Source organism: Roseibium sp. Sym1 (assembly GCF_027359675.1).
Lineage (GTDB): Bacteria > Pseudomonadota > Alphaproteobacteria > Rhizobiales > Stappiaceae > Roseibium.
Genome location: NZ_CP114786.1, coordinates 2,232,418 through 2,253,881 on the forward strand (window position 1 = coordinate 2,232,418; position 21,464 = coordinate 2,253,881).

The window sequence follows — 21,464 nt, forward strand, 5'->3', positions numbered from 1 at the left end:
GGGCCCCAGCCGGGATGAATGTTTCAAGCAAGACAGGTCCGCGGGACGTGATGTCAAGGTTGCCCCGCCAGGCGTCCGGGGCCGGTGAGCCGCTGCATGCCAACAGGACGGTGGTCGTCCTGGACACGGCCGAAGAGTATTTGAAAATCTCCCGGTTGCTGGGCGGACTCGGCTTCAACGTCGTGGCGCTGAAGGAGTGCGAACATCCGGCGGATTGCACGGTGGCCCTGGTCAACCCGGAGTGCGATCCGGACCTGGAAGCCTGCCGGGCGCTGAGTGCATCCTGTAAGGTGCTGCTTACAACCAACGAACGGGAGTTCGGTTTCAAGATCCGTGCCGTCCACAATGGTGCGCAGGGGCTGCTTTCGCGACCGTTGATGGCGGTCGACGTGTTTTCCAGCCTTGAGGAGACACGGGAATCGGACGTCGCCGATGCCCGCATCCTGATCATCGACGATGACGAACTGACAGCCTCTGTCTACGCGATGGCCCTGGAAGAATGTGCGCTTCGTGTCGCCGTGATCGCAAATCCGCTGCAGGCAGAAGCCGCGATAGCGGAATTCCGGCCGGATCTCGTGATCATGGATATCGACATGCCGGAGGCAAATGGTCTTGATGTTGCCAAGGCGATCCGGCTCGATCCGGCCCACACGTCCCTGCCGATCCTGTTTCTGTCGTCGATCAACCGGAAAGACGTGCAGGAGGAGGCAAGGGCGGTCGGCGGCGACGACTTCATCAGGAAGCCGGTCGACATAGGCTATCTGGTCAAGCTTGTGCGCATGCGGGCGGCCCGGGCCGTCGAGCTGAGACAGATCATGGTCCGTGACGGTCTGACCGGATTGCTCAATCATGTCAGTTTCAAGGAGAAGCTGACGTCTGAGCTGAACCGGAGCGCGCGCACGCGTGACCCGTTTACGGTCGCCCTTCTCGACCTCGATCACTTCAAGTCGGTCAACGATTCCCATGGTCACCAGGCCGGCGACAGCGTCATCCAGACCTTCGCGACCTTGCTGAAAAGTTCCCTGAGGAACATTGACGTCATCGGCCGGTATGGCGGTGAAGAGTTTGCCGTTCTTCTTCTTGGGGCGGACCCTGCACAGGCGGAGACAACCATGGACCGGATTCGCGAGGAATTCGAACGGATCGAGTTTGCCGCCGGAGAGGAAACCTTTCACGTCACTTTCAGCTGTGGCCTGGCCGGGTCCGGGGAAGCGACCGGCGGCGAGGCGCTGCTGACGCTTGCGGACACCGCGCTTTATGAGGCCAAGGCCGGCGGGAGAAATCGGATTCGAAGGCACGCTGCAAGGCGCAAAGCGGTGTCGGAAAACTAACCGCAGAAAACCGGGTTTGACATGTCTGAAGGCAAGAGTGAGCGACAAGGCCGTTTCGGTACCAAACTCAACGGGGCTTGGCATCAGAACAGCCTGAAAAAACGGATCATGGTTCTGACGGCGTTTTGCGTCGCTTTTTCGACGCTGGCGGTGGGAGCTCTTTCCTACACCCGGATCAAGTCCGAGGCTCTGGAGCTTGCGGAGGTCAAGCTCGCTTCCGAGGCGCATTTGCTGTCCGAGCGATTCAGCCTGGACTACCATCTCATCGCAAGTGATCTGGAAACCGTCGCCAAGACCCCGCCCATCCAGGGGCTGATCCGCAGCCTGCGAAACGGTGGGATCGATCCCGATGACGGGTCAACCGATACACTGTGGCGTTCCCGTCTGGCGACGATCTTCCAGGCCGTCCTGAGCGGGAGGCCGGACTATTTTCAATTCCGTTATATCGGCATCGACGATGCCGGACGGGAGCTGGTCCGGATCGATCGAACGCGCAACGGCTTCAGCTCCGTGACAGGAGAGGCGCTTCAGCAAAAACGGCTGGAGCCGTATTTCAAGCTCGCCGCAGAGGCTCCGGCGGGGAAAGTTCTGTTTTCCAAAGTGACCTACAACAGGGAACACGGCCAGGCCGACGGGACTGGAACGCCGACCTTGCGCGGTCTCTATCCCATTGATGATATTGATGGAAACCGTTTCGGCTTCCTGGCAATCAATGTCAATTACGAGAAGATGCTTCAATCCACCTTCCAGGATATCAACCCGAACCGCCGTACCTATGTCGTCAATGGCGGCGGGGATTTCATGGAACATTCCGGAACGGTGAAACAAGCCTTCTATCGCCTGGAAATCCGTGACGCGTTCACACGGGCTGTGCCCCCCATCGTGCAACAGGTTCTCCAATCGGAAACGCCCGAGGGACTGTTCTTCTCGGAGGATCGGGTTGCGTATTTTGTGCGAGAAGCCGGCAACTTTTCCCAGGAATCGGCCAGCCTGGGTGTCATCGTCGAGGTGCCGAGCGCCGAATTCCATGCAACCGCCACGAAAACACGGAACGAGTTCCTCGCCGCCGGATTTCTGGTCGTCCTGATTTCGACAATCGTGGCCGTGGTTGCCGCGCGGTCCTTCATGCAGCCGCTGGCGGATCTTTCGAATGCGGTTCGCTCGTCCGGGTCCGATGAACTTCTGAGCGCCCTGCCGGTCGAACGTGCCGACGAGGTCGGTGAGCTGGCGGCAGCCATCCGGAACCGGAACATCGAGCTGGTTGAAAGCCGCGCGCGCTTTTCCGCCATCGTCAACAATGTCGTCGATGGTCTGATCCTGATCGATGCCTACGGGCGGATCGAACAGTTCAACCCGAGCTGCGAGAAAATGTTCGGCTATGCGCAGGACGAGATCATCGGACAGAATGTCACCCTGCTGATGCAGGGAAAGGACGCCGAGAACCACGGGAGCTATCTGGAACGGTACCGGAAAGGAGAAGGCGGCCACATTCTCGGGGCCACACGCGAACTGGAAGCAATAGACAAGTCCGGCAGGGTGTTTCCGATCGAACTTGCAATCAGTGCCGTGGCCGCGGACGGCGAGACCAAGTTCAGCGGGGTGATCCGCGACATCAGCCAGCGCAAGGAAGTCGAGCGGATGCGCAAGGAATTCGTCTCGACGGTCAGTCATGAATTGCGCACGCCGCTGACATCCATTCGCGGCTCGCTGACCCTTATCGACACCATGGCACCGAAGGATCTGCCGCCAAAGATAGGGAAACTGATCGGGATGGCGCGCAAGAATACCGAGCGGCTGATCCTGCTCGTGAACGACATCCTGGATTTCGAGAAATTGCGGGCTCACAAAACCCAGTTTGCCCTGGAACGTGTTGATCTCAATGAAGAGATGCGCAAAGCCGCGGATCTCAATCAGGGCTATGCCGACGACGCGCACATTTCGCTGGTGCTGGACCTGAACCCGCAGGCGGTGCTGGTCGAAGTGGATCCGGAAAAAGTCCAGCAGGTTCTCGCCAACCTGATATCCAACGCGGTCAAGTATTCCCGTCCTTCGGGCAGGGTGACACTCAGGACCGGGTTATCCGGAGACCAGGCCCGTATCGAAGTCGAAGACAGGGGCGAGGGCATTCCCGATAACTTCAGAAAGCTGATTTTTGAACCTTTTTCCCAGGCAGACGGCAGCGTGACGCGGAAGAAGGGTGGCACGGGTCTTGGCCTGAACATCTCGAAGGAGCTTGTCGAGGGGATGAAAGGGCGTATCGGTTTTGACAGCCTGGAAGGCTATGGCACGACCTTCTGGGTCGAGTTTCCCCGTCTCGCAGCGGAAGGGCCGGAGCAGATCTCCTTGGCGCCCCTGTTCCGGCCGGGGCGGCTGAAGGGGTTGCATCTGGAAGATGACCGGGATTTTCATGTCATTCTGCAAAGCGGCATGGACAGCAATCTGGACCTGATGCATGCCCGCACGATTGCCGAGGCAAGGGATCTGCTTAAAAAATATCAATTCGATATCGTGATACTCGACAGGTTGATAGCGGACGGCGACGGACTCGACCTGATCAACAGCATTCCCGACCCCGAGGCAACCAAGATCATCGTGATCACGGCCGTCGACGAGAATGTCAACCACATTCATGTCGATGAAACGCTCATCAAATCCAAGACCCCTCCCGGTGTGTTTGTCGAGCGGTTCTCTAAGGTCGTTGAAGAGGTCCTGGCCCGAAAAGGCCTTGACCGCAAGTTGGCCTGAGGCTTGAAGCGGCGATCCTTATTTCCTGACCAGAACCTAGCCGGTGACCAGAGCCTTGATGTCCGCTGCGAGCGTCTCCGGGTCGAAGGGTTTCGAGATCACCCCGATGGCTCCCATTTCCAGAAGCATCGAAACATCTTCGCGCATCGACTTTGCGGTAATGAATATCACCGGGATGGCTCTGGTTGTCATGTGCTCTTTCAAGTGAATGAGCGTCGAGGGCCCGTCCAGCTCAGGCATCATGTAGTCGAGCAGGATGACATCAGGGCGCCAGTTCATGGCTTCGACAACCCCGTCTCTCCCCGAATGCTTGATCCTCACCTCAAAGCCGCCGTCCATTTCCAGGCACATTTCCACGATTGAGGCGATGTCTTCGTCGTCATCGACATAGAGCGCTTTGATCATATGGTCTTACCGTTCCGGCTTAGGGGAGCAGAAGCTCCGGAAATGTGTGTACCCTAACGTTCCAGGGTTTAAGCTACCTAAACCGTTACGTTATTTCGAGCTCTGAATCGTGGCAAGCTCATGTGTCTGTCTTGTAGAGTTCCGCATATCTCGGCGCGAAAAACTTGGTGAACTTGCGAACCTCGGGCCGCTTGTAGGCCTCCCTCGACACCAGCATGAGGTGCTCCGCTGAAAGTTCCTCGATTGGATCAAGGCAGCGCAGGAGGTCCGGATCCTGCCCGGCCAGGCTCAGGTTCATGAGGCCCAGTCCGAGGCCGGACCTGACCGCCGCGTGCATCAAATCGACCTCGCTGAAGGTGAGCGCGATCCGCGCCGGGTCTATGTGCCGCAACAACCAGTCATGGAGCGTTTTGGGCACGTCGTCACGTTCGAATGTCACGAAGGTATGGCCGCCCAGTTCGTCGAGGGAACCCGGCAGGCCATGTTGTGCCGCATAGTCTCTTGACCCGTAGAGGGAATACCGGGCGGTGCTGATCTTCCGGCAGATCAGGTCACGGGGCGGCGGGCTCCGGGTCAGGCGCAGGGCAATGTCGGCTTCGCCCTTCTCAAGGTCGAGCGTCTGCACTCCTGGAAGAAATTCCAGCCGGACACCCGGATGTCCGGCCGAAAAGTCACTGAAGATCCGATTGGCCCGCGGTGAAAAATTTCCCGAATACGCGGTTATGCGGATTGGACGGCAGGTCGCGAGTTCGGCTGCCCCTGCCTCGAGGGCCTTCATCGCCGTTTCGACAGCTTCGGCGCGTGCAAGAAGCGACCGGGCCTGCCGGGTGGGGTGGAAGCCGCGTGTGTCCCGGTCGAACAGGATCAGGTTCAACTGATGCTCAAGCGTCTCGATCCGGCGGGCCACGGTCGGCTGGGCGATGCCCAGTTGCCGCGATGCGGCCAGCGTCGACCCCTCCCTGAACACGGCCAGGAACGCCTCTATATCCGTCCAGTTGGAAATGCGGCTCTTCATATTTGTAGAGCAACACAACGCCGCGGCGGATACCAGAGCAATGTTCGCCACGATAACCTCACGGCCAGCGAAACACGTTTGAAGGTTGGGAAAAATGCCAGTGATTACAGCTTCGAACGGCTTTCACAGCCAGTCCTGGTGGCCCTGTCTCCTGGTAAAATGGCGGTCGTGGAAACCTTCCGTCAAACCCGACAGCACACGCGAAGAGCGGCGCGCCTGTCTCCATGACCTGTTGACGTCCAGGCCCGGGGCCTTTGCCAGTGAATGCGACGTTCAGTCCATGATGCAGATGTTTCCGCTGGACAGATAGCGGTGTGACACGGCGCCAAAACAAGAAAACCCCGCCAGGGCGGGGTTTTCGAAATTCTCTGGTGCCAAGCTGCCCTTACTTGAGCGGTGCAAGCACCATCACCATCTGGCGACCTTCCAGCTTGGGCGAGGATTCGACCTTGGCGATCTCGTTGGTTTCCTCGCGGACCTTGTTCAGGAGGTTCAAGCCCAGATCCTGGTGCGCCATCTCGCGGCCCCGGAAGCGAAGCGTAACCTTCACCTTGTCTCCGTCATTGAAGAAACGCAGCATGTTCCTCATCTTCACCTCATAGTCATGGGTGTCGATGTTCGGACGCATCTTGATCTCCTTGATCTCGACGGTCTTCTGTTTCTTGCGGGTTTCTGCGGCTTTCTTCTGGGCCTGGTATTTGTACCGGCCATAGTCCAGGATCTTGCAGACGGGCGGATTTGCGTTCGGCTGGATTTCAACAAGATCCAGTCCTGCATCCAGGGCGATGTCCATCGCCTCCTCTGTCGGCACGACGCCACGGTTGGCGCCTTCGTGATCAATCAGCTGGACTTCGCGTACGCGAATTTCTTGGTTTGTGCGCGGGCCTTCCTTCGTAGGAGGCGGGGCGCGGAACGGACGGCGAATGGTCGCAAACTCCTCTATAATTTCAACACAGCGTCAGGAACTGGCTCGGTTCCTACACGAAAAGCCTCGGAACATCTGTACCAAGGGGATTGCACGTGCATGGCCTGACGCCATCCCCTAAGCTCCAGTGAAACCGGCAAAAAGTCAACCGAAAACAGCGATTTCGGCGGGGTGGACGGTGAATTCGTTTCCCTCCTGCGCGGCCTTCCTGATTCAACGGGTCGCATGCCGCTGTCAAAGAGCGGTTGCATTCGGCCCGGTGCAGGCTCAAGTAAGGGGTCTGTGCATCTCCTTCAAGGAAGGGCTTCGCTCTTGGACGGTGGAAAATTTCTCTTTCAGCTCCTGAAAGTGGTGATCGGCTTCATTGCCGCCGTCCTTTCGTGCGGTCTGTTCCTTGCCTGGGGCTTTTTTCGCGCCGGGGGGCCGGAACTCGATCCCGTCGGTTTCGCCGCCACCATCGGGACAGGACTGGTAACGGCGAGCGTGGTCGGTGCAACGGCGCTTGTGCCGGCGGCCGTCCTGGTCACCCTGGCCGAGGCGGCACGGCTGCGCAGCCTGATCTTTCACGTCGGAGCGGCAGGCGCACTGGCCTTCGCGCTCTGGACCCTTGGCGGTCCGGCAGGGGGCGAGGCGGTCCGGCCGGGCAGTGCCGTCGCTCTTGCGGCGGGTTTCATTGCCGGTCTGGTGTACTGGCTGGTTGCCGGACGCACATCCGGATGCTGGCAGGGAGCGGCACGTTCCGAAGCCGGTTCGCAGCCAAAACCCTGAGACAGGCGCCGGACCGGGGTTACAGCGTGTCGTCCTTGAGGGCTTCACGCGCGGCGTCATAGTGATCTGCGCGCATGTGGCTCCGGATCATTGCGAAGGCCGCCATCAGCACGGTCGCATCGTCGCCGAAGCCGACGCCCAGGATGAAATCGGGAATGGTGTCAACCGGCAGCACGAAATAGGCAAGTGCCGCCATCAGCGTCGCCCTCACCTTGGTGGGCGTCGCCGGGTCGAGCGCACAATAATAGCCGGCGACCACATCCTCCATGAAGGGGACCTGGCGTGCAGCTTTCTTGGCGGTGGCCAGCAGTTTCTGCCGGACCGTGATCGTCTGCTCTTCCTCGGGACCGAGAATCTCGGGGTCGAAGCCGAGGTCTTCAAAGGTGGTGTTCATGAACGCGCCTGCCTCCTGCTCTTCAAATAAAGATAGGTTCTGAAGCCGGTGTGTTCAATCTCCGGGCCCGCGGGTGCAAGATTCGGCCGAATTCCGGGTCCCCCTGCTAGAGCGTCGCGGCGCTTTCCTCGTCGGCCTTCGCGTGGTCGCGGTAGCCCAGTTTCTCAAGGGCCCTGTCGATCTGGCGAAGGCCCGTGTCCGACGCATCTTCGGTTCCCATCGGGCTTTCGCTTGCGGCGCGCTGGAGTGCGCGGGCATCCGCGCGCAGCGTCAGCAGATCGCCGATGCGGGCGTTGGCCGTCCGCGTGTCGTCTTTCAGGATACGGGCAATCCGGTCGGTAATGGGGTTGGTCATGATGTGTCTCCTTGTGGCTCCCCACGCGATTTCGAGCGGTGGCGTCAATATCGAAGCAGGAAGACCAGGGCGAGCAGCGACAGGAGAACTCCGCTCAGGCCAAAACCGAGCGCAAGACGTTTCCAGTCCTGTGCCTCCCTCGTCCTGATCCGTTCCTGCAGGATGGCATTGTGCCGCTCGGCACCGGAGTCAAAGCCTTGATAAATCATGTCTTCAGCCTTCACATGCGCTTGGGTTGAAGGACGGCCGGGGGCCGGGTTGTATCTGGAAAACGCCCCAGCGCCGGATTTGTTCCCTTGCCGGAAGTGGTTGACAGGGGAACTTTGGCGGCTGTCATCCGTTTTGTCCCAAAGGGCGCGACCGGATTGATCCCGGCACGGGGTGTTCAGCCGGCGCTTGGGCAGAAGGACAGAAGACGTAATGCAATTCGGCGATCTGCCAGGCTGGACACTGTTGACGATGTTTGTCGGCGCCGGTCTTGTCATTTTTCTCGCCGGTGTGCGCATGACGCATCTGGCGGACCGCATCGCTGACCGGACAGGTTTCGGAGAGGCACTCGTCGGCGGCGTGTTGCTCGGCGCCGCGACGTCCCTATCGGGCACCGTCGTGTCCGTGACCGCGGCGCTCGACGGACGCACGTCCCTTGCATTCTCCAACGCGGTCGGCGGCATTGCCGCGCAAACCGCCTTCCTTGCGATTGCCGACGTGATCTACAGACGGGCGAACCTGGAACATGTGGCCGCGGACCTTGCGAGCGTTTTCCAGAGCGCTCTGCTGCTGCTGATGCTGTCGATCCCCGTCGTTGCCTATACAGGGCCGGACATCAGCCTCCTCGGCGTACATCCGGCGTCACTCGTCCTGGTAGGCGTTTACATTGCCGGCCTGTTCGCCCTGCGCGAGGTGCGCGACCAGCCCATGTGGCGCGTTGTCGATACGTTCGAGACGCGCCCGGACGAGCCGGACGAAGACCAGGGCGACACCCGGAGCAACCTGGGTCTGCTGCTTTCCTTCGCGGCGTTGATGATCGTTCTCGGCCTGATGGGCTGGACCATTTCGCGGGTGGCCGGTGAGCTGACCGACCGCTACGGCCTGTCGGCCTCCCTTGTCGGGGCCCTGCTGACGGCGGTTGTGACATCGCTTCCGGAGCTGGTCACCACGCTTGCCGCCGTGCATCGCGGCGCGCTGCAACTGGCCGTCGGCGGCATTATCGGGGGCAACACCTTCGACACGCTGTTTCTAACCCTGTCGGACATCGCCTACCGCGAGGGCTCGCTCTACCACGCCGTCTCCGGTGCGGACTTTTTCTGGCTGGCGGTGGGGCTGGTCATGACGAGCATTCTGCTGCTCGGCCTCGTGGTGCGCCAGAAAGACGGTCCGGCCCGGATCGGGTTTGAAAGTGCGTCGATCCTGGCTGTCTATGCCGGTGCGGTCGCCCTGCAGGTGCTGACCTGAGTCCCGCACCGTGTCCGCAGGGCGCCGGCTCCGAAAGCCGGTGCCGGCGTGCCAGATCTGCAAGGGTAAGCGTGGAGGGGCCGAGGTTCAGGCGCTGAAGACGATCTTCTCGATTTCATCGACCGGGTGGTTGGTCAGATCCTTGTCGATCTCGGCAATGATCCGGTCTCTGACCTCCTTGTGCAGCTGCTTGCGCACTTCCCCGAGAACCGAGGGCGCGGCCACGAGGACCAAGGCATCGAACTTGCCCTTGTGAGCGCGCTTGTAAAGCGTGTCGGCAAGATCCGCCGCGAAATTGTCCTCGGCAAGCTGATGCCAGTCGGCTTCGGATACGGCGCTGCGATGGGTCTGGGGGCCGTCATTGAAGCGGCCGGGACGGTCCGAGGTCTGATCCCGGTTGGCCGGGTTGTCCTGCGTTTCCTTCCTGAAGACCGTGAGACGAGGTGAAAACTCGCTTCCGGCGTTTTCCAGGAAGAGAGCCTTGGTGCCATCGGCCACGACGACCCAGCCCTTTTGTTTCAAGCGGATCCGATCTTTCATGCCTGTCTCCTGTTTTGAAGGATGGTGACGGGAAAACGGGTGAGGGGCAATTCCGTTCCTGGACGGAAAACGCTTTGGGCGCCGATCCCGAGGCCAATCGGGAGCCGCAAGTAGGTCGAAAATGGATCCTTGTCACTTTCGCCGAAATCCTGTTCGGCGCATCCTACCATGTGCGGGCGGAAAAGGGGGAACCACGGCAGGGAGAACCGTCGTGAAATCCATCTTTTTCACTGGCGGCATCGCTCACGTCCGGTCTGCCGGCCGCTGCCGGAGAGCCCTCGGCGCCAGAAGGCGTGAAGCGCCATTTCGTTCGACCTCAAGGTGGTCGGAGCCGCCGTCAAGGCCCCTGTCACGATCAAGTCCGGCCTGTCCGGCATGGTGGTGCCGGCGGGGACCGAGAAGGAAAACACCGGCCACCATCATCTGATCATCGACGAGGCGATCGAGGACAGGGAGCTGAACGGGCCGATCCCCGCGAAATGGGGCCAGCGGCGGTGCCGCAACGAGGCGCGCGCCTTGTCCCGCCTGTTGATCAGGCGCGGGGCACGCGTGACGCGCGCCCCTGCCGCAGTCCTCAGGCGTTGCCGCGGGTTTCCAGGAGACGCCGGGCGATGACCTGGGCCTGGATTTCCGCCGCCCCCTCGAAAATGTTGAGGATGCGGGCGTCGCACAGGACGCGCGAAATGGCGTATTCCAGGGCAAAGCCGTTGCCGCCGTGGATCTGCAGGGCATTGTCCGCCGCCGCCCAGGCGACGCGTGCGCCGAGCAGCTTGGCCATGCCGGCCTCCAGGTCGCAGCGCTTGCCGCTGTCCTTCTGCCAGGACGAAAAATAGGTGAGCTGACGGGCAATCATCAGCTCCACCGTCATCAATGCCAGCTTGTCGGAGACGCGCGGGAAATTGACCAGGGACTTTCCGAACTGGACACGTTCCTCGGCATATTTGAGGCCGAGATCGAGAGCCGACTGGGCGACGCCCAGGGCGCGGGCCGCCGTCTGGATGCGGGCACCCTCGAAGGTCTGCATCAGCTGCTTGAAGCCTTCGCCCTCGACCTGACCGAGCAGGTTCTCGCCCTTGACCTCGAAGCCGTCAAAGGCGATCTCGTATTCCTTCATGCCGCGATAGCCGAGCACCTCGATCTCGCCGCCGCTCATGCCTTCGGCGGGGAACGGGTCCTCGTCGGTGCCACGCGGCTTTTCGGCAATGAACATCGACAGGCCCTTGTAGCCCGGCTCGTCCGGATTGGTGCGGGCCAGCAGCGTCATGATATCGGCGCGCACCGGGTGGGTGATCCAGGTCTTGTTGCCGGAAACCTTCCAGGTGTCGCCATCCCTGACCGCGCGGGTCTTCAGGGAGGCCAGGTCGGAACCCGTGTTGGGTTCGGTGAAGACGGCGGTGGGCAGGATTTCGCCGGAGGCGATCTTCGGCAGCCAGTGCTGTTTCTGGTCTTCCGTGCCGCCGCACAGGATCAGTTCGGCGGCGATTTCCGAGCGTGTGCCCAGGGAACCGACGCCGATATAGGCGCGTGACAGTTCCTCGGACACCACGCACATGGCCTCCTTGCCGAGGCCAAGACCGCCGTATTCTTCCGGGATGGTCAGTCCGAACACGCCGAGTTCGGACATCTGGCCGATGACCTCGAGCGGAATGTAGTCGTTGTTCAGATGCCATTCGTGGGCGTGCGGCACGACCGTTCCTTCGGCAAAGCGGCGCATCTCGTTGCGGATCTGCTCCATGGTCTCGTCGAGACCCGGGTCGCCAAAGGTGGAATGGCCGGCCTGGTCGCGGATCAGCCGGGTGATCTCGGCGCGGATGCCCGGCGTGTTTCCGGTCTCGACCAGCGCGGCGATCTCGTCCGTGTAGAACTCCTCGACCTCGCTGTGGGTCAGGCCGAGATCGGCCAGCCGCACGAATTCACCCTGGTTCATCGGGATGCCGCCGAAAATCTGGGCCAGGTATTCGGCAAAGCCGAGCTGAACGATCAGGTCTTCCAGGGAACCGTAACGGCCTTCGGCGGACAGGCGGCGGGCATAGGCGTCCAGCTGGCGCAGAGCCTCGACATAGGTTGCCAGCCAGGCGAGGCCGTGGGTGGCCCGCTGTTCCTCTTCCATCCGCGCGGAGGAAATGCGGCCGTCGCTCGTCACCTGCGCGCGCACCCGTTGCGCTGCAAGATTAAGCAGGTGGTCGAGCGTGACGACGGCTGCTTCCGAGCGCCCGTTAAGGGATTCCCGATTTTCTGCCGCCGGAAGGGCTGCGGTGGACATGGCTATCTCCGTTTTCATTTGTTGCGCCTGGGCGCCTTTTGTTGAAGCTATGTTGCGTTGCACACCGTCATTTGTCGAGGGCGAATTTATAGACCTTTCGGACGAGGGGATTTTGACACGCGGACTTGACGGACGGCTCCTGCAAAGGCCACATCAATGCCCATGAGCGTCCGAAAGACAGTCCAGGTGATCTATGCCGTCCTGAAGGACGCTATCGGCCATTTCGCCCGCGATGACGGCTTCGCCATGGCCAGCCACGTTGCCCTTTCCGGGCTCCTTGCCGTGTTTCCGCTGCTGATTTTCATAGCGTCTCTCGCGGCCTTCTTCGGCATGACCGGAGCGGCGGACACCGTTTCGGATCTGCTGTTCGACGCCTGGCCGGAGAGCGTCGCCTCACCCGTCGTCCGCGAGGTGCAAAATGTTCTGACCGTGCGCCGCGGTGACCTTCTGACCTTTGGTGCGGTGGCGGCGCTGTGGTTTGCCTCGAACGGCGTCGAGGCATTGCGCACGGCGCTGAACCGGGCCTATCGGCAGAACGAGCACCGCTCGTTCATATTGCTGCGGCTTCAGTCCCTGGCCCTTGTTCTTCTAGGGGCCGGCATCCTGCTGGCCTACACGTTCCTCGTCGTCCTGGCTCCGCTCGGGCTGGAGGCGTTGACGGCCTATGCACCCAAGGTGGAATCCTTTCTCGTTTCGATCAATGTGGCGCGGTTCACGCTGGCCGGGTCGCTGCTGATCATTGGCCTGTTCGTTACCCATTGGCTGCTGCCGTCCGGCAGGCGCAGGTTCCGGGACCTGTGGCCGGGCGTGCTGGCAACGCTGGTCATGTGGATCGTTGCCGGCAGTGCCTTCGGTGCCTATCTGGCGAGTTTCGCCAATTATGTGTCCACCTATGGCGGCCTCGCGGGCATCATGACCGCGCTGATCTTTCTTTATATCTGCGCGCTGGTGTTCATTCTGGGTGGAGAGCTCAATGCCGCGATCTCGCGGCAGCGGCGCTACTGGCAACGGCAGAAGGACCGCCGGGTCATGGCAGTGCCGGCCGAGGCGACACCGCCCGATTTCTAGGGGCCGGACGCTAGCGTGCCTTGCGGATGGTCAGCACCGCCCCGATCACGAGGGCCATGCCGGCAACCTGCACATAGGTCAGGGTCTCGTCGAAGAGGAGATAGCTCTCCACGGCGGTGGCGACCGGGACCAGGTAGAACAGGCTGGCGACCTTGGACACCGCGCCTTCACGGATCAGCAGCATCAGCAGCAGGATGGCGCCGACGGAAAGCACCAGCACAAGCCAGGCCATGGCGAAGACCAGCTCGCCGGACCAGGTGATCCGCCAGCTCTCCGTCAGGGTGAGCGGCGCCGTCACAAGAAGGGCGCCGACATACTGCCAGACGGTGGCTGCGAGAAGGTCGGTCTGCTGCACGAAGCGTTTCTGGTAAACCGTGCCGAGGCTGATGGCGGCGACCGCGATGAACACCACGCCAATGGTCGCCAGGGTGATGCCCGAGCCGCTCGCATCGAATTTCGGACCGAGGACAAGCGCAAGTCCGGCAGCTCCGATCGCCATGGAGAGCCAGTGTTTTCCGGAGATCCTCTCGCTCAGCAGCGCGACCGCCATCAGGGCCGTCAGCACCGGCTGCAAACCGACGATGATCGCCGACAACCCGGCGGGCATGCCCTGTTTGATCGCCCAGAAGACCCCGCCGAGATAGATGCCGTGGACCAGCATGCCGGTGACAATGCAATGGCCGATCCCGGAGAGTGTTCTCGGCCAGGACCTGGCCATGAACAGCGCCAGCACAATCAGCACCGGCAGGACAGCGACGAACCGCACGGTCAGGAACACCATGGGATCGATGTAGGGAGCACCGAGTTTTGAGCCGATGAAACCGGTTGACCACAACAGGACGAAAATGGCCGGTGCGAGTCTTGCGAGCGATATCAATCGAGACCTCAAGGATCCAGGGAAAACTGCCGTTACGGGAGCGTGCCGTGCGGGTGTGACTGCGGGGACGTTAACCGTAAATTGGCAAATTTAGCGAACCCTACGAGGCCAACGTGCGTGTAAAGGGACATACGCTGGTGACCTTCGGATCTCAATCACCTTTTCAATTCCTGTTCAACCTGTCCGTCAAGGTCAGGATCCTCGCCTTGAGCCTGTTCACGATTGTCGGCTTGCTGGCTATCGGTGGGGTGTTCTTCTGGAGCCAGAGCGAGTTGAACTCCGCTTTCGCACGCATGGGGGACAGTTCCCTTCTGGCCGAACAGGTCGGCAGGCTCTCCGAGTCCGGTGCAAACCTCAGGGCCAAGGAAGAGCACTATATCGGTGCGCCGTCTGCGGAGAGTTTCGCCGCTTTCACAGCCGAACTCGACAAGGCCAACGGTTTCCTTGCCGACGTGGAGGCAAACCCGGCCGCGGCGGCCTATTCGGTGGAGGTCGCCGATGTCCGGGACACGTTGTCGGGCACGATGGGGGCCTTCGAGATGCTCGACGCGGTTGTGCAGAAAATCGGATATGACGCGACGCAGGGCCAGCTGGCGGACCTCAACGGGTTCACCGGTGCCGTCAAGGACCGCCTCGCGGAAGAGATGACGTATGGCGGTGGTCCCGATTTCGAAAAGCTCGCCCGCGCCATCCTGGCTGTGCAGCTTGCGGAGAAGGAATTCACCCTCAACAACACGCCTGAGTCACTGGAGGCGTTCAAAACGCAATTTGAAGCGTTCGAGAAGCACCTGAAGAAGGTTTACATCTCGGATTCGATCAAGAAGGAATTCGCCGACAACATGGCCAAATACAAGGCCACGTTTGACGAGTACACCGCGGCGCAGTCCGACAAGGCCAGGCAGAAACAGTTGCTGAACGACCTGTTCGACCTGGTGCCGCCGCATATCGAGTCCCTGAGCGCGGCCTCGACCGAAATGCAGAAGGAAGCCGCGGCGCAGCTGGCAAGCGCGCGTTCAATCGCGGCCTACGCGATTGGCGGCGCGATCATGGTTCTCCTGTTCCTCCTGCCGGCGATCGCCTGGCTGATCGGTCAGTCGGTGGCGCGTCCGCTGGCGCGGTTGCAGGTTGCCATGGAGGCATTGGCGAGTGGCCAGACGGAACTCGATCTTCCTGAAATGTCCGGCACCACCGAACTGGCCTCGATGAGCCGCACTGTGCAGGTGTTTCGGGACAATGCGCTGGAACGCGAGGAACTTGCCAGAGCGAAAGACCAGGAAAACCGGAACCGCGAGGACCGGGTTGCGCATCTCGACGGGTTGATCAGCCGGTTCGAGGGCACGGTTTCCACCGCTCTCGACAGTCTGGACCGGGCCAATGGTGAACTGGGGCAGACCTCACAATCCATGGAACAGTCCGCCGACGATGTGGCCACCCAGTCAGGGGAGGCGGCCGACGCCGTGCGCACGGCCGCGGAGAACGTGACATCCGCCGCTCATTCGGCGGAGGAACTTGCAGTGTCGATCGCGGAAGTGGCCGGACAAGCGAACAGATCGACCGAAGTGGCCCAGCAGGCCGTGAGGAGCGCGTCTTCGACGGTGACGACGATGCAGGAGCTGTCCGGCGCCGCCGACCGGATCGGCGAGGTCATGGGCCTGATCCGCGACATTGCCAACCAGACCAACCTGCTCGCCCTGAATGCCACCATCGAGGCGGCCAGGGCAGGCGAAGCCGGCAAGGGCTTCGCGGTGGTTGCCGCGGAAGTCAAGCAGCTTGCCGAACAGACGTCGAAAGCAACCGAGGACATTGCCACCCAGATCGAGGCGATCCAGGGATCGTCGGGCCAGGCGGTCCAGGCGATCGAGGACGTCAACGGGATCATCTCCGACATGGAAGGGCTTGCGTCTGCCGTGGCCGCTGCCGTGCAGCAGCAGGACGAAGCGGTGCAGGTTATCTCCCACAACGTCTCCAGCGCGTCGAACCGGGCGGAGGAAGGGGTGACCCGCATGGAAGCTGTCGGCTCCGCGGCGGAGCTGGCGCGTTCGAACGGCTCGGAAGTCGAGCAACTTGCGGAGTTGCTCGGCCGGCAGGGCACGCTGATCCGGCAGGAAGTCGCCGAATTCCTGAAGGGTGTACGCAGCGCCTGAGGCCTTCGGCCCGGCATGAATCGCCGGCTTTTGGCGCAAGATACGAACACCAAAATTTCCGACAACGCCGCGCCGGTTCCGACGCGGCGTTTCGCCCTTCTGGCGGAGACGTTTTCTTCGTGCTAGCCATTCCTTCCGGAACAGGCCGCGCAGGCCATCAGGAAGAGGGCGGAACGGAATGCAGGAAGAGATCGTCATCATCGGTGCCGGACAGGCCGGTGCGCAGGTTGCCCAATCCCTTCGGCAGGGCGGATTCGAAGGGCCGCTGCGTCTGATCGGTGACGAACCCCATCCGCCTTATCAGCGGCCGCCGCTTTCCAAGAAGTTCCTGGCCGGAGAAATCGGCGCGGAAGGCCTCTGGCTGCGTCCGCCGGCCTTCTTCACCACCAACAAGATCGATCATATCCCCAACACGCGCGTGGTCGCCATCGACCGTGCCGCCAAGCGCCTTTCCCTGGCGAGCGGCGACACGCTGCCCTACGGCAAGCTTGTCCTGGCGACTGGCACCAACGCCCGGTTCCTGAAGCTCGATGGTGCCGACAAGACGGGCGTCGTGACACTGCGCTCCATTGCCGATGTCGACGTGATCCGGAACATGATGCAGGCAAGCTCGCGCATTGCCATTATCGGTGCCGGGTATATCGGCCTGGAGGTCGCCGCCGTGGCCCGCTCCCTGGGCAAGGACGTCACCGTGGTAGAGGCGCTCGACCGGCCGATGAAGCGCGTTGTCAGCGAGGCGGTGTCGGACTTCTTCACCAAGCTGCATCGCGGCAAGGGCGTCGACCTGAGGCTGAACACGGGCCTTGAAGCCATTGTCGGCGACGAAGCGGTCACCGGCGTGAAACTGGCGGACGGCGAAACGGTTCCAGCAGAACTCGTGCTGGTCGCCGTGGGAGCCGAACCCAATGACCGGCTGGCCGATGACGCCGGACTGGAAGTCGACAACGGCATCCTTGTGGATGGCTGCGGCCAGACCAGCGATCCGGATATCTTCGCGGCAGGCGATTGTACCCGCTTCTATTCCAGCCGTTACCAGCGGTCCGTGCGCATGGAAAGCGTCCAGAACGCCATCGACCAGGCCAAGACGGTGGCCCAGGCATTGCTTGGGAATGAGGTCGATTATGATCCCCTGCCGTGGTTCTGGTCCGATCAGTATGACATCAAGCTGCAAATCGCCGGCCTGTCGGAAGGCTACGATGACACCCGGGTGGTCGGGTCTCCCGAAGACAGCAAATTCTATGTCGCCTATCTCAAGGGTGGCCGGCTGATCGCCGTCGACAGCATCAACTCGCCGCGTTCGCACATGATGGCACGCCGGGTCATCGGCGAGACCTGGCGCGACGACCTGCTGCCGGCCGCCTGAGCCAGACTAACTGCAAACGATGCCTCACCCTGAGGAGGACCGGCAGGTCCGTCTCGAAGGGTCGGCTGCAAATTCTGGAACAAGTGTCCGATCCTTCGAGACAGCGCTTGCGCGCTTCCTCAGGATGAGGGGAGTGTTTTGGGTAAGGCCCGAACGCGGAGAAACGGTTAGCTTGTCCCTGCATTCTGCAGGATCAGCCGGGTCGTTTCCTTCGGGATCTCCAGATGCACCATGTGGCCGACCCGCTCGAAGATGTGGGTGGCGACCGTGCCGGGCAGCTTGTGGGCCTGGCGGGTCGGCAGGACGCGGTCCTGGGTGCCCCAGACCACCTTGATCGGCATGGTCAGGGCGGCCAGTTCGTTGCGCGGCAGGGTCTTCTGCACCGAGCCGTCGATGATCTCGTCGGCGATTGCCTGGAGTGTCGCCGCCGCGCCCGGCCGTGCCCGGCTTTCGGCAGCGGTCACTGCCAGGAATTTCGGCAGCTTGAATTCCCAGCCGAAAAACTGCTCCAGCAGAATTTCCATGGTTTCCGTGTCCGTCGCCGCCGCATAGCGGCGCAGCAGACGGTGGTTGATCTCGGGCCCGAAGCCGCCGGGAGCGAGCAGGGTCAGGCTGGCGATCAGTTCCGGGTTGCGTAGCGCTATCAACGCCGCCACGGCGCCGCCCATCGAATGGCCGACCAGGTGCACCCGCGTGAGCTCGAGCGCTTCGAGGGACTGGGTGACCGCCTTGGCGGCGATCCCCGCGTTGCCGATCCGCGGCCAGTCAAGGGCTTCGCCATGTCCCGGCAGGTCGAAGGCGATCGAACTCCTGTGAGGGGCGAGGCCGGTCTGGATGTTCATCCAGGTCTTCCGGTCGCCGCCGAAACCGTGCAGCAGGATGACCGGCGCGCCGTCATCCGGACCGTCTGAGTCCTGCTGGCGGAAAGGCAGGTGCTTGGGGGCATTCGGGCTGAGATCTGTCATGGTGTCTGCTTATCTTGGCGCTGTGTGTCTTGGCGTGTGTGTCGGGGAGGTGCCTGGAAAGGCGTATGCCGGTGTCATGACCGGCCGGAAGGGTCTGTTGCCTCGAGTGCGAAAAGCGGTTGGGGGGCGTTGAAGCCGCTGAGTTCAAACGCGCCGACCGGCCGTGATCGCTGTCCGGCCAGCCGGGCGATGTCCTCCGTCATCAGCACATCCGTTCCGACGGTCTTGGTGAGGCTTTCGATGCGGGCCGCGGCATGGACGGTCTGGCCGATGACCGAGAAGGTCAGCCGGTGAGGCACACCGATATTGCCGAACATCACGGAACCGACCGACAGCGCGATGCCGGCCTTCAGAGGATGTGCCAGAGCCGGATCGGCGTTTAGCGCCTCAAGCCTGCGGCGGCTTTCGTCTGCGGTCTCGATCGCCGCTTGAATGGCATCGTTCAGCCCGCTCGGCCCTATGGGAAACACGCCCAGCACGGCATCGCCGATGAAGTCGAGGACCTCGCCGCCCCGGTCCAGAATGGCTCCGGCAGTGGCTTCGAAATAGGTGTTCAGGAAGGTCAGGTAGTCATCCGGGCCGAGATACTCGGCAATGGCCGTGGAATTGCGCATGTCGGAGAAGAAGACCACCGCGTCGATGGTTTCGCCATCGCCATGGCGAATCTGGCCGCTCAGGACCCTGCCGCCGGCGATCTTGCCCAGGTAGGTCTCGGCAATGGTTCTGCTGATCTGGCCTTCCAGCGTGGCGCGGGCCGCCAGCGCAAGCCGCTTCTGGATATAGTTGATGGCGGTCAGGGCATCGTCGGAAAAGCCGGCCGCTTCGCGGGTGGCCCAGCTGACGACAAGTCCCGTTTTGGTGAATTCACTCGGGATGGAGGGAATGTCGAATGCGGTCGGCATCACGAGATAGTCCGTGTAGCCGGTTTCGGCCAGACGTTCCAGCAGCGGGAATTCCGTCGGGGCGTTGGCGTTTGTCAGCCGGCGGCGCAGCATCGGCTCGCCGCTGATCAGAACCGCGCGCACCGGGCTCTTCAGCCAGTCCTCGGTCTCTTCGGCGGAGTGCTCGATGGTTTCGTGCTGGACCGCGTTGCCGCTTTCCCAGAACGCGATTTCGGCTTCGATCAGCGGATGCAGGGTCGACCAGGCCAGCATGGCCCGGTCAACCGGCACATTGCACTGGCGCAGGCGTTCGCACATTTCGCCGAACATCGCCGCCATGTCGGGTGTGCCGAGGGCCTGGCCGATAAGCCAGTCCTCGATGCCGTCAATGTCCGCCATACTGATCATGGCGCCAAGGTAGTGGTGTTTGGTGCCGGTTTCCAGACGGTGATCACTCATGCGTACCTGAATTCACCGGCGTGTCCGCAACCTTGCCCGCAGGGACAATCATCCAGTTCACCGTGACGTCAGGTATGGTGCCGTATGCACCGTAGGAGAACGTTGCGGACCCGTCCCGGACCGCGTCCGGATAATAGGCGAGAAGCTCGTCGAGCGGCTTTTCGCTGTCGCCGCGCCAGACGATCATCACACCCTTCTTCTGGATGTCCACCAGGTCAATCCAGGGGGAGAGCGTGTGGCTGTGCAGGTAGTACATGGACGGGCGCGACGGCGCATAGAGCGATACGTTGGCGGCCGACCACATGTCGCCGGCGACGTAGGCGAGGTCGGTTCCCGTTTCCTGCCGCCAGATCCGGGCGAGATCCTCGCCGATTTCCCGTCCGGGGTAATGGATGCGGGTGTGCTTGGTTTTCCAGAGCGGTTCGAGCACCGCCTGGCCGAACAGTACACCCAGAAAGATCGCCTGGATGGCGACCACGGCGGCGAATGCCCGGCGCGGAAAGGTCCAGAGCGCCGGCAGGGCAAGGTACCTGACCGCCACCATGCCGGAGAGCACGAACATCGGCGTGCCCCACATGTGCTCGAACTCGTTGCCGGTCAGGGCGGATGCCAGCACGACAACGGTGAGCGGAACGAAGGCGAACCACAAGAGGAAGCGGTCCTGCGGAGGCGCCAGCCGGTGCAGGTTCCGTGACCGCCGCGCGCTCAGCAGACGGACTTCCCGCCAGCCGAGACCGGCCAGCACCACCAGGAGGAGACCGCCATGGTTGCCGATCTGCGCGCCGAGGAAATTCAGCGGATTGAATACATGATCCACAAGCGATCCAGCCGGATTGCTGCGGCTGGCGGCATATTGCAGGGTCAGGAAATCCGTTTGCAGCAGCCACATCAGGTGCGGGACGAGCAGGAGGATGCAGGTGAGCGCGCAGACCCAGGGCCCCAGCGTGAAGAGGTGGCGCCGGGCATCTGCAAAAACCAGGGTGTAGAGACCGATCGTGCCGATCAGAAGGGCAACGAAATACTTGGTGTAGAGACCGAAGGCGGCGAGCGCGCCAAGCAGGATCCAGTCGCCCGGACGGCCCTTTTCAAGGGCGCGGTGGTAAAGCAGCATCATCCCGGCCCAGACCGGCACCTGCAGGATGTTCGGATTGAATTCCGGCATCGGCAGGGTGAAATAGAAGGTGACGCTGGTCAGGGCCAAGGCCCAGAAAGCCTGCCAGGGTGACAGGCCCAGGCGCCGGGCGAGCCTCCAGATGAACAGATAGCCAAGGGCGGCGCAGATCGTGCTCAGCCAGTATCCTCCCTGGGTCCCGCCTCCGGTCAGCCTGTAGCTCGCTTCGAGCAGCCAGGCCTGCATGGGCGGGTGCTTGGTATAGCCCAACTGCAGTTCCCGCCCCCAGGCGAACCCTTCGACGACATCGAGCGGCGGAGTGGGAAAGGTCAGGGCCGGAACGAGGGCGTAGAAGAGACAGATCAGTCCGCCATAGATCAGGGCTGCGCGCGATGCCGTCATG

General features: G+C 61.9%; 20 protein-coding genes. 8 read left to right on the forward strand and 12 right to left on the reverse strand.

The annotated features are described in order from the left end of the window. Nucleotides 1–50 precede the first annotated feature (50 nt). Nucleotides 51–1,331, forward strand: coding sequence for a GGDEF domain-containing protein (locus tag O6760_RS10260; protein ID WP_269585280.1), 1,281 nt, complete (start codon nucleotides 51–53; stop codon nucleotides 1,329–1,331). A gap of 21 nt (nucleotides 1,332–1,352) precedes the next feature. Next, on the forward strand, nucleotides 1,353–4,076 hold the full coding sequence (locus O6760_RS10265) for an ATP-binding protein (RefSeq protein WP_269585281.1): 2,724 nt from the start codon (nucleotides 1,353–1,355) through the stop codon (nucleotides 4,074–4,076). 36 nt (nucleotides 4,077–4,112) lie between these two features. Here O6760_RS10265 and O6760_RS10270 read toward each other — a convergent pair whose 3' ends face one another. The 3 genes from O6760_RS10270 to infC form a co-directional block, all read right to left on the reverse strand. Continuing rightward, a complete protein-coding gene (locus tag O6760_RS10270) occupies nucleotides 4,113–4,481 on the reverse strand; it encodes a response regulator (RefSeq protein WP_269585282.1) in 369 nt (122 codons plus the stop codon). A 118-nt stretch (nucleotides 4,482–4,599) separates the two neighbouring features. Next, complete coding sequence (locus tag O6760_RS10275) at nucleotides 4,600–5,547, reverse strand: LysR family transcriptional regulator (protein ID WP_269585283.1); 948 nt, start codon at nucleotides 5,545–5,547, stop codon at nucleotides 4,600–4,602. 334 nt (nucleotides 5,548–5,881) lie between these two features. After that, on the reverse strand, nucleotides 5,882–6,421 hold the full coding sequence (gene infC / locus O6760_RS10280) for a translation initiation factor IF-3 (RefSeq protein ID WP_269586251.1): 540 nt from the start codon (nucleotides 6,419–6,421) through the stop codon (nucleotides 5,882–5,884). Between the two features lie 312 nt (nucleotides 6,422–6,733). Here infC and O6760_RS10285 point away from each other — a divergent pair, with 312 nt between their 5' ends. Next, nucleotides 6,734–7,189, forward strand: a complete 456-nt coding sequence (locus tag O6760_RS10285) for a translation initiation factor IF-3 (RefSeq protein ID WP_269585284.1) — start codon at nucleotides 6,734–6,736, stop codon at nucleotides 7,187–7,189. 19 nt (nucleotides 7,190–7,208) lie between these two features. Here the strand turns inward: O6760_RS10285 and O6760_RS10290 are convergent, their stop codons facing one another. The 3 genes from O6760_RS10290 to O6760_RS10300 form a co-directional block, all read right to left on the reverse strand. Beyond that, nucleotides 7,209–7,583, reverse strand: coding sequence for a YkvA family protein (locus tag O6760_RS10290; protein WP_269585285.1), 375 nt, complete (start codon nucleotides 7,581–7,583; stop codon nucleotides 7,209–7,211). A 106-nt stretch (nucleotides 7,584–7,689) separates the two neighbouring features. Beyond that, entirely contained in the window at nucleotides 7,690–7,938 is a 249-nt protein-coding gene (locus tag O6760_RS10295) for a hypothetical protein (RefSeq protein ID WP_269585286.1), read from the reverse strand. A 44-nt stretch (nucleotides 7,939–7,982) separates the two neighbouring features. Further along, nucleotides 7,983–8,147: a hypothetical protein gene (locus O6760_RS10300; RefSeq protein ID WP_269585287.1), complete on the reverse strand. Its 165-nt coding sequence runs from the start codon at nucleotides 8,145–8,147 to the stop codon at nucleotides 7,983–7,985. Between the two features lie 211 nt (nucleotides 8,148–8,358). Here O6760_RS10300 and O6760_RS10305 point away from each other — a divergent pair, with 211 nt between their 5' ends. Continuing rightward, on the forward strand, nucleotides 8,359–9,390 hold the full coding sequence (locus O6760_RS10305) for a sodium:calcium antiporter (RefSeq protein WP_269585288.1): 1,032 nt from the start codon (nucleotides 8,359–8,361) through the stop codon (nucleotides 9,388–9,390). An 87-nt stretch (nucleotides 9,391–9,477) separates the two neighbouring features. Here O6760_RS10305 and O6760_RS10310 read toward each other — a convergent pair whose 3' ends face one another. Further along, nucleotides 9,478–9,930, reverse strand: coding sequence for a host attachment family protein (locus O6760_RS10310; protein ID WP_269585289.1), 453 nt, complete (start codon nucleotides 9,928–9,930; stop codon nucleotides 9,478–9,480). A gap of 321 nt (nucleotides 9,931–10,251) precedes the next feature. Between O6760_RS10310 and O6760_RS10315 the strand changes: the two genes are divergently transcribed. Then, entirely contained in the window at nucleotides 10,252–10,545 is a 294-nt protein-coding gene (locus O6760_RS10315; RefSeq protein ID WP_269585290.1) for a DUF4399 domain-containing protein, read from the forward strand. On the opposite strand, the gene O6760_RS10320 is transcribed toward O6760_RS10315, so the two are convergent. Further along, nucleotides 10,505–12,193 (reverse strand): acyl-CoA dehydrogenase family protein, encoded by a 1,689-nt coding sequence (locus O6760_RS10320; RefSeq protein ID WP_269585291.1) that lies wholly within the window; start codon nucleotides 12,191–12,193, stop codon nucleotides 10,505–10,507. The two genes, O6760_RS10315 and O6760_RS10320, sit on opposite strands and share 41 nt — an antisense overlap. A 162-nt stretch (nucleotides 12,194–12,355) precedes the next feature. Here O6760_RS10320 and O6760_RS10325 point away from each other — a divergent pair, with 162 nt between their 5' ends. Next, entirely contained in the window at nucleotides 12,356–13,261 is a 906-nt protein-coding gene (locus tag O6760_RS10325) for a YihY/virulence factor BrkB family protein (protein WP_269585292.1), read from the forward strand. 10 nt (nucleotides 13,262–13,271) lie between these two features. On the opposite strand, the gene O6760_RS10330 is transcribed toward O6760_RS10325, so the two are convergent. Continuing rightward, entirely contained in the window at nucleotides 13,272–14,138 is an 867-nt protein-coding gene (locus tag O6760_RS10330) for a DMT family transporter (RefSeq protein ID WP_269585293.1), read from the reverse strand. A gap of 113 nt (nucleotides 14,139–14,251) precedes the next feature. On the opposite strand from O6760_RS10330, the gene O6760_RS10335 reads away from it, so the two are divergent. After that, entirely contained in the window at nucleotides 14,252–16,282 is a 2,031-nt protein-coding gene (locus tag O6760_RS10335; protein ID WP_269585294.1) for a methyl-accepting chemotaxis protein, read from the forward strand. Between the two features lie 178 nt (nucleotides 16,283–16,460). Continuing rightward, entirely contained in the window at nucleotides 16,461–17,645 is a 1,185-nt protein-coding gene (locus O6760_RS10340) for an NAD(P)/FAD-dependent oxidoreductase (RefSeq protein ID WP_269585295.1), read from the forward strand. A 167-nt stretch (nucleotides 17,646–17,812) separates the two neighbouring features. Here the strand turns inward: O6760_RS10340 and O6760_RS10345 are convergent, their stop codons facing one another. The 3 genes from O6760_RS10345 to O6760_RS10355 all read right to left on the reverse strand — a co-directional run bounded on the left by O6760_RS10345 (nucleotide 17,813) and on the right by O6760_RS10355 (nucleotide 21,463). Continuing rightward, nucleotides 17,813–18,610, reverse strand: a complete 798-nt coding sequence (locus O6760_RS10345; RefSeq protein ID WP_269585296.1) for an alpha/beta fold hydrolase — start codon at nucleotides 18,608–18,610, stop codon at nucleotides 17,813–17,815. 74 nt (nucleotides 18,611–18,684) lie between these two features. Continuing rightward, nucleotides 18,685–19,950 carry an adenylate/guanylate cyclase domain-containing protein gene (locus O6760_RS10350; protein ID WP_269585297.1) on the reverse strand — a complete coding sequence of 422 codons (1,266 nt, stop codon included), beginning with the start codon at nucleotides 19,948–19,950 and terminating at the stop codon, nucleotides 18,685–18,687. Next, a complete protein-coding gene (locus tag O6760_RS10355; protein WP_269585298.1) occupies nucleotides 19,943–21,463 on the reverse strand; it encodes a glycosyltransferase family 39 protein in 1,521 nt (506 codons plus the stop codon). Before O6760_RS10355 ends, O6760_RS10350 begins: the two co-directional genes overlap by 8 nt. Nucleotide 21,464 lies beyond the last annotated feature (1 nt).

What these genes read in the sequence shown, in the direction of transcription:
- O6760_RS10310 (WP_269585289.1), bottom strand. Translation starts at nt 9,930, where the DNA reads ATGAAAGATCGGATCCGCTTGAAACAAAAGGGCTGGGTCGTCGTGGCC.
- O6760_RS10350 (WP_269585297.1), bottom strand. Translation starts at nt 19,950, where the DNA reads ATGAGTGATCACCGTCTGGAAACCGGCACCAAACACCACTACCTTGGC.
- O6760_RS10345 (WP_269585296.1), bottom strand. Translation starts at nt 18,610, where the DNA reads ATGACAGATCTCAGCCCGAATGCCCCCAAGCACCTGCCTTTCCGCCAG.
- O6760_RS10295 (WP_269585286.1), bottom strand. Translation starts at nt 7,938, where the DNA reads ATGACCAACCCCATTACCGACCGGATTGCCCGTATCCTGAAAGACGAC.
- O6760_RS10325 (WP_269585292.1), top strand. Translation starts at nt 12,356, where the DNA reads ATGAGCGTCCGAAAGACAGTCCAGGTGATCTATGCCGTCCTGAAGGAC.
- O6760_RS10340 (WP_269585295.1), top strand. Translation starts at nt 16,461, where the DNA reads ATGCAGGAAGAGATCGTCATCATCGGTGCCGGACAGGCCGGTGCGCAG.
- O6760_RS10265 (WP_269585281.1), top strand. Translation starts at nt 1,353, where the DNA reads ATGTCTGAAGGCAAGAGTGAGCGACAAGGCCGTTTCGGTACCAAACTC.
- O6760_RS10355 (WP_269585298.1), bottom strand. Translation starts at nt 21,463, where the DNA reads ATGACGGCATCGCGCGCAGCCCTGATCTATGGCGGACTGATCTGTCTC.
- O6760_RS10320 (WP_269585291.1), bottom strand. Translation starts at nt 12,193, where the DNA reads ATGTCCACCGCAGCCCTTCCGGCGGCAGAAAATCGGGAATCCCTTAAC.
- O6760_RS10270 (WP_269585282.1), bottom strand. Translation starts at nt 4,481, where the DNA reads ATGATCAAAGCGCTCTATGTCGATGACGACGAAGACATCGCCTCAATC.
- O6760_RS10305 (WP_269585288.1), top strand. Translation starts at nt 8,359, where the DNA reads ATGCAATTCGGCGATCTGCCAGGCTGGACACTGTTGACGATGTTTGTC.
- O6760_RS10290 (WP_269585285.1), bottom strand. Translation starts at nt 7,583, where the DNA reads ATGAACACCACCTTTGAAGACCTCGGCTTCGACCCCGAGATTCTCGGT.
- O6760_RS10300 (WP_269585287.1), bottom strand. Translation starts at nt 8,147, where the DNA reads ATGATTTATCAAGGCTTTGACTCCGGTGCCGAGCGGCACAATGCCATC.
- O6760_RS10260 (WP_269585280.1), top strand. Translation starts at nt 51, where the DNA reads ATGTCAAGGTTGCCCCGCCAGGCGTCCGGGGCCGGTGAGCCGCTGCAT.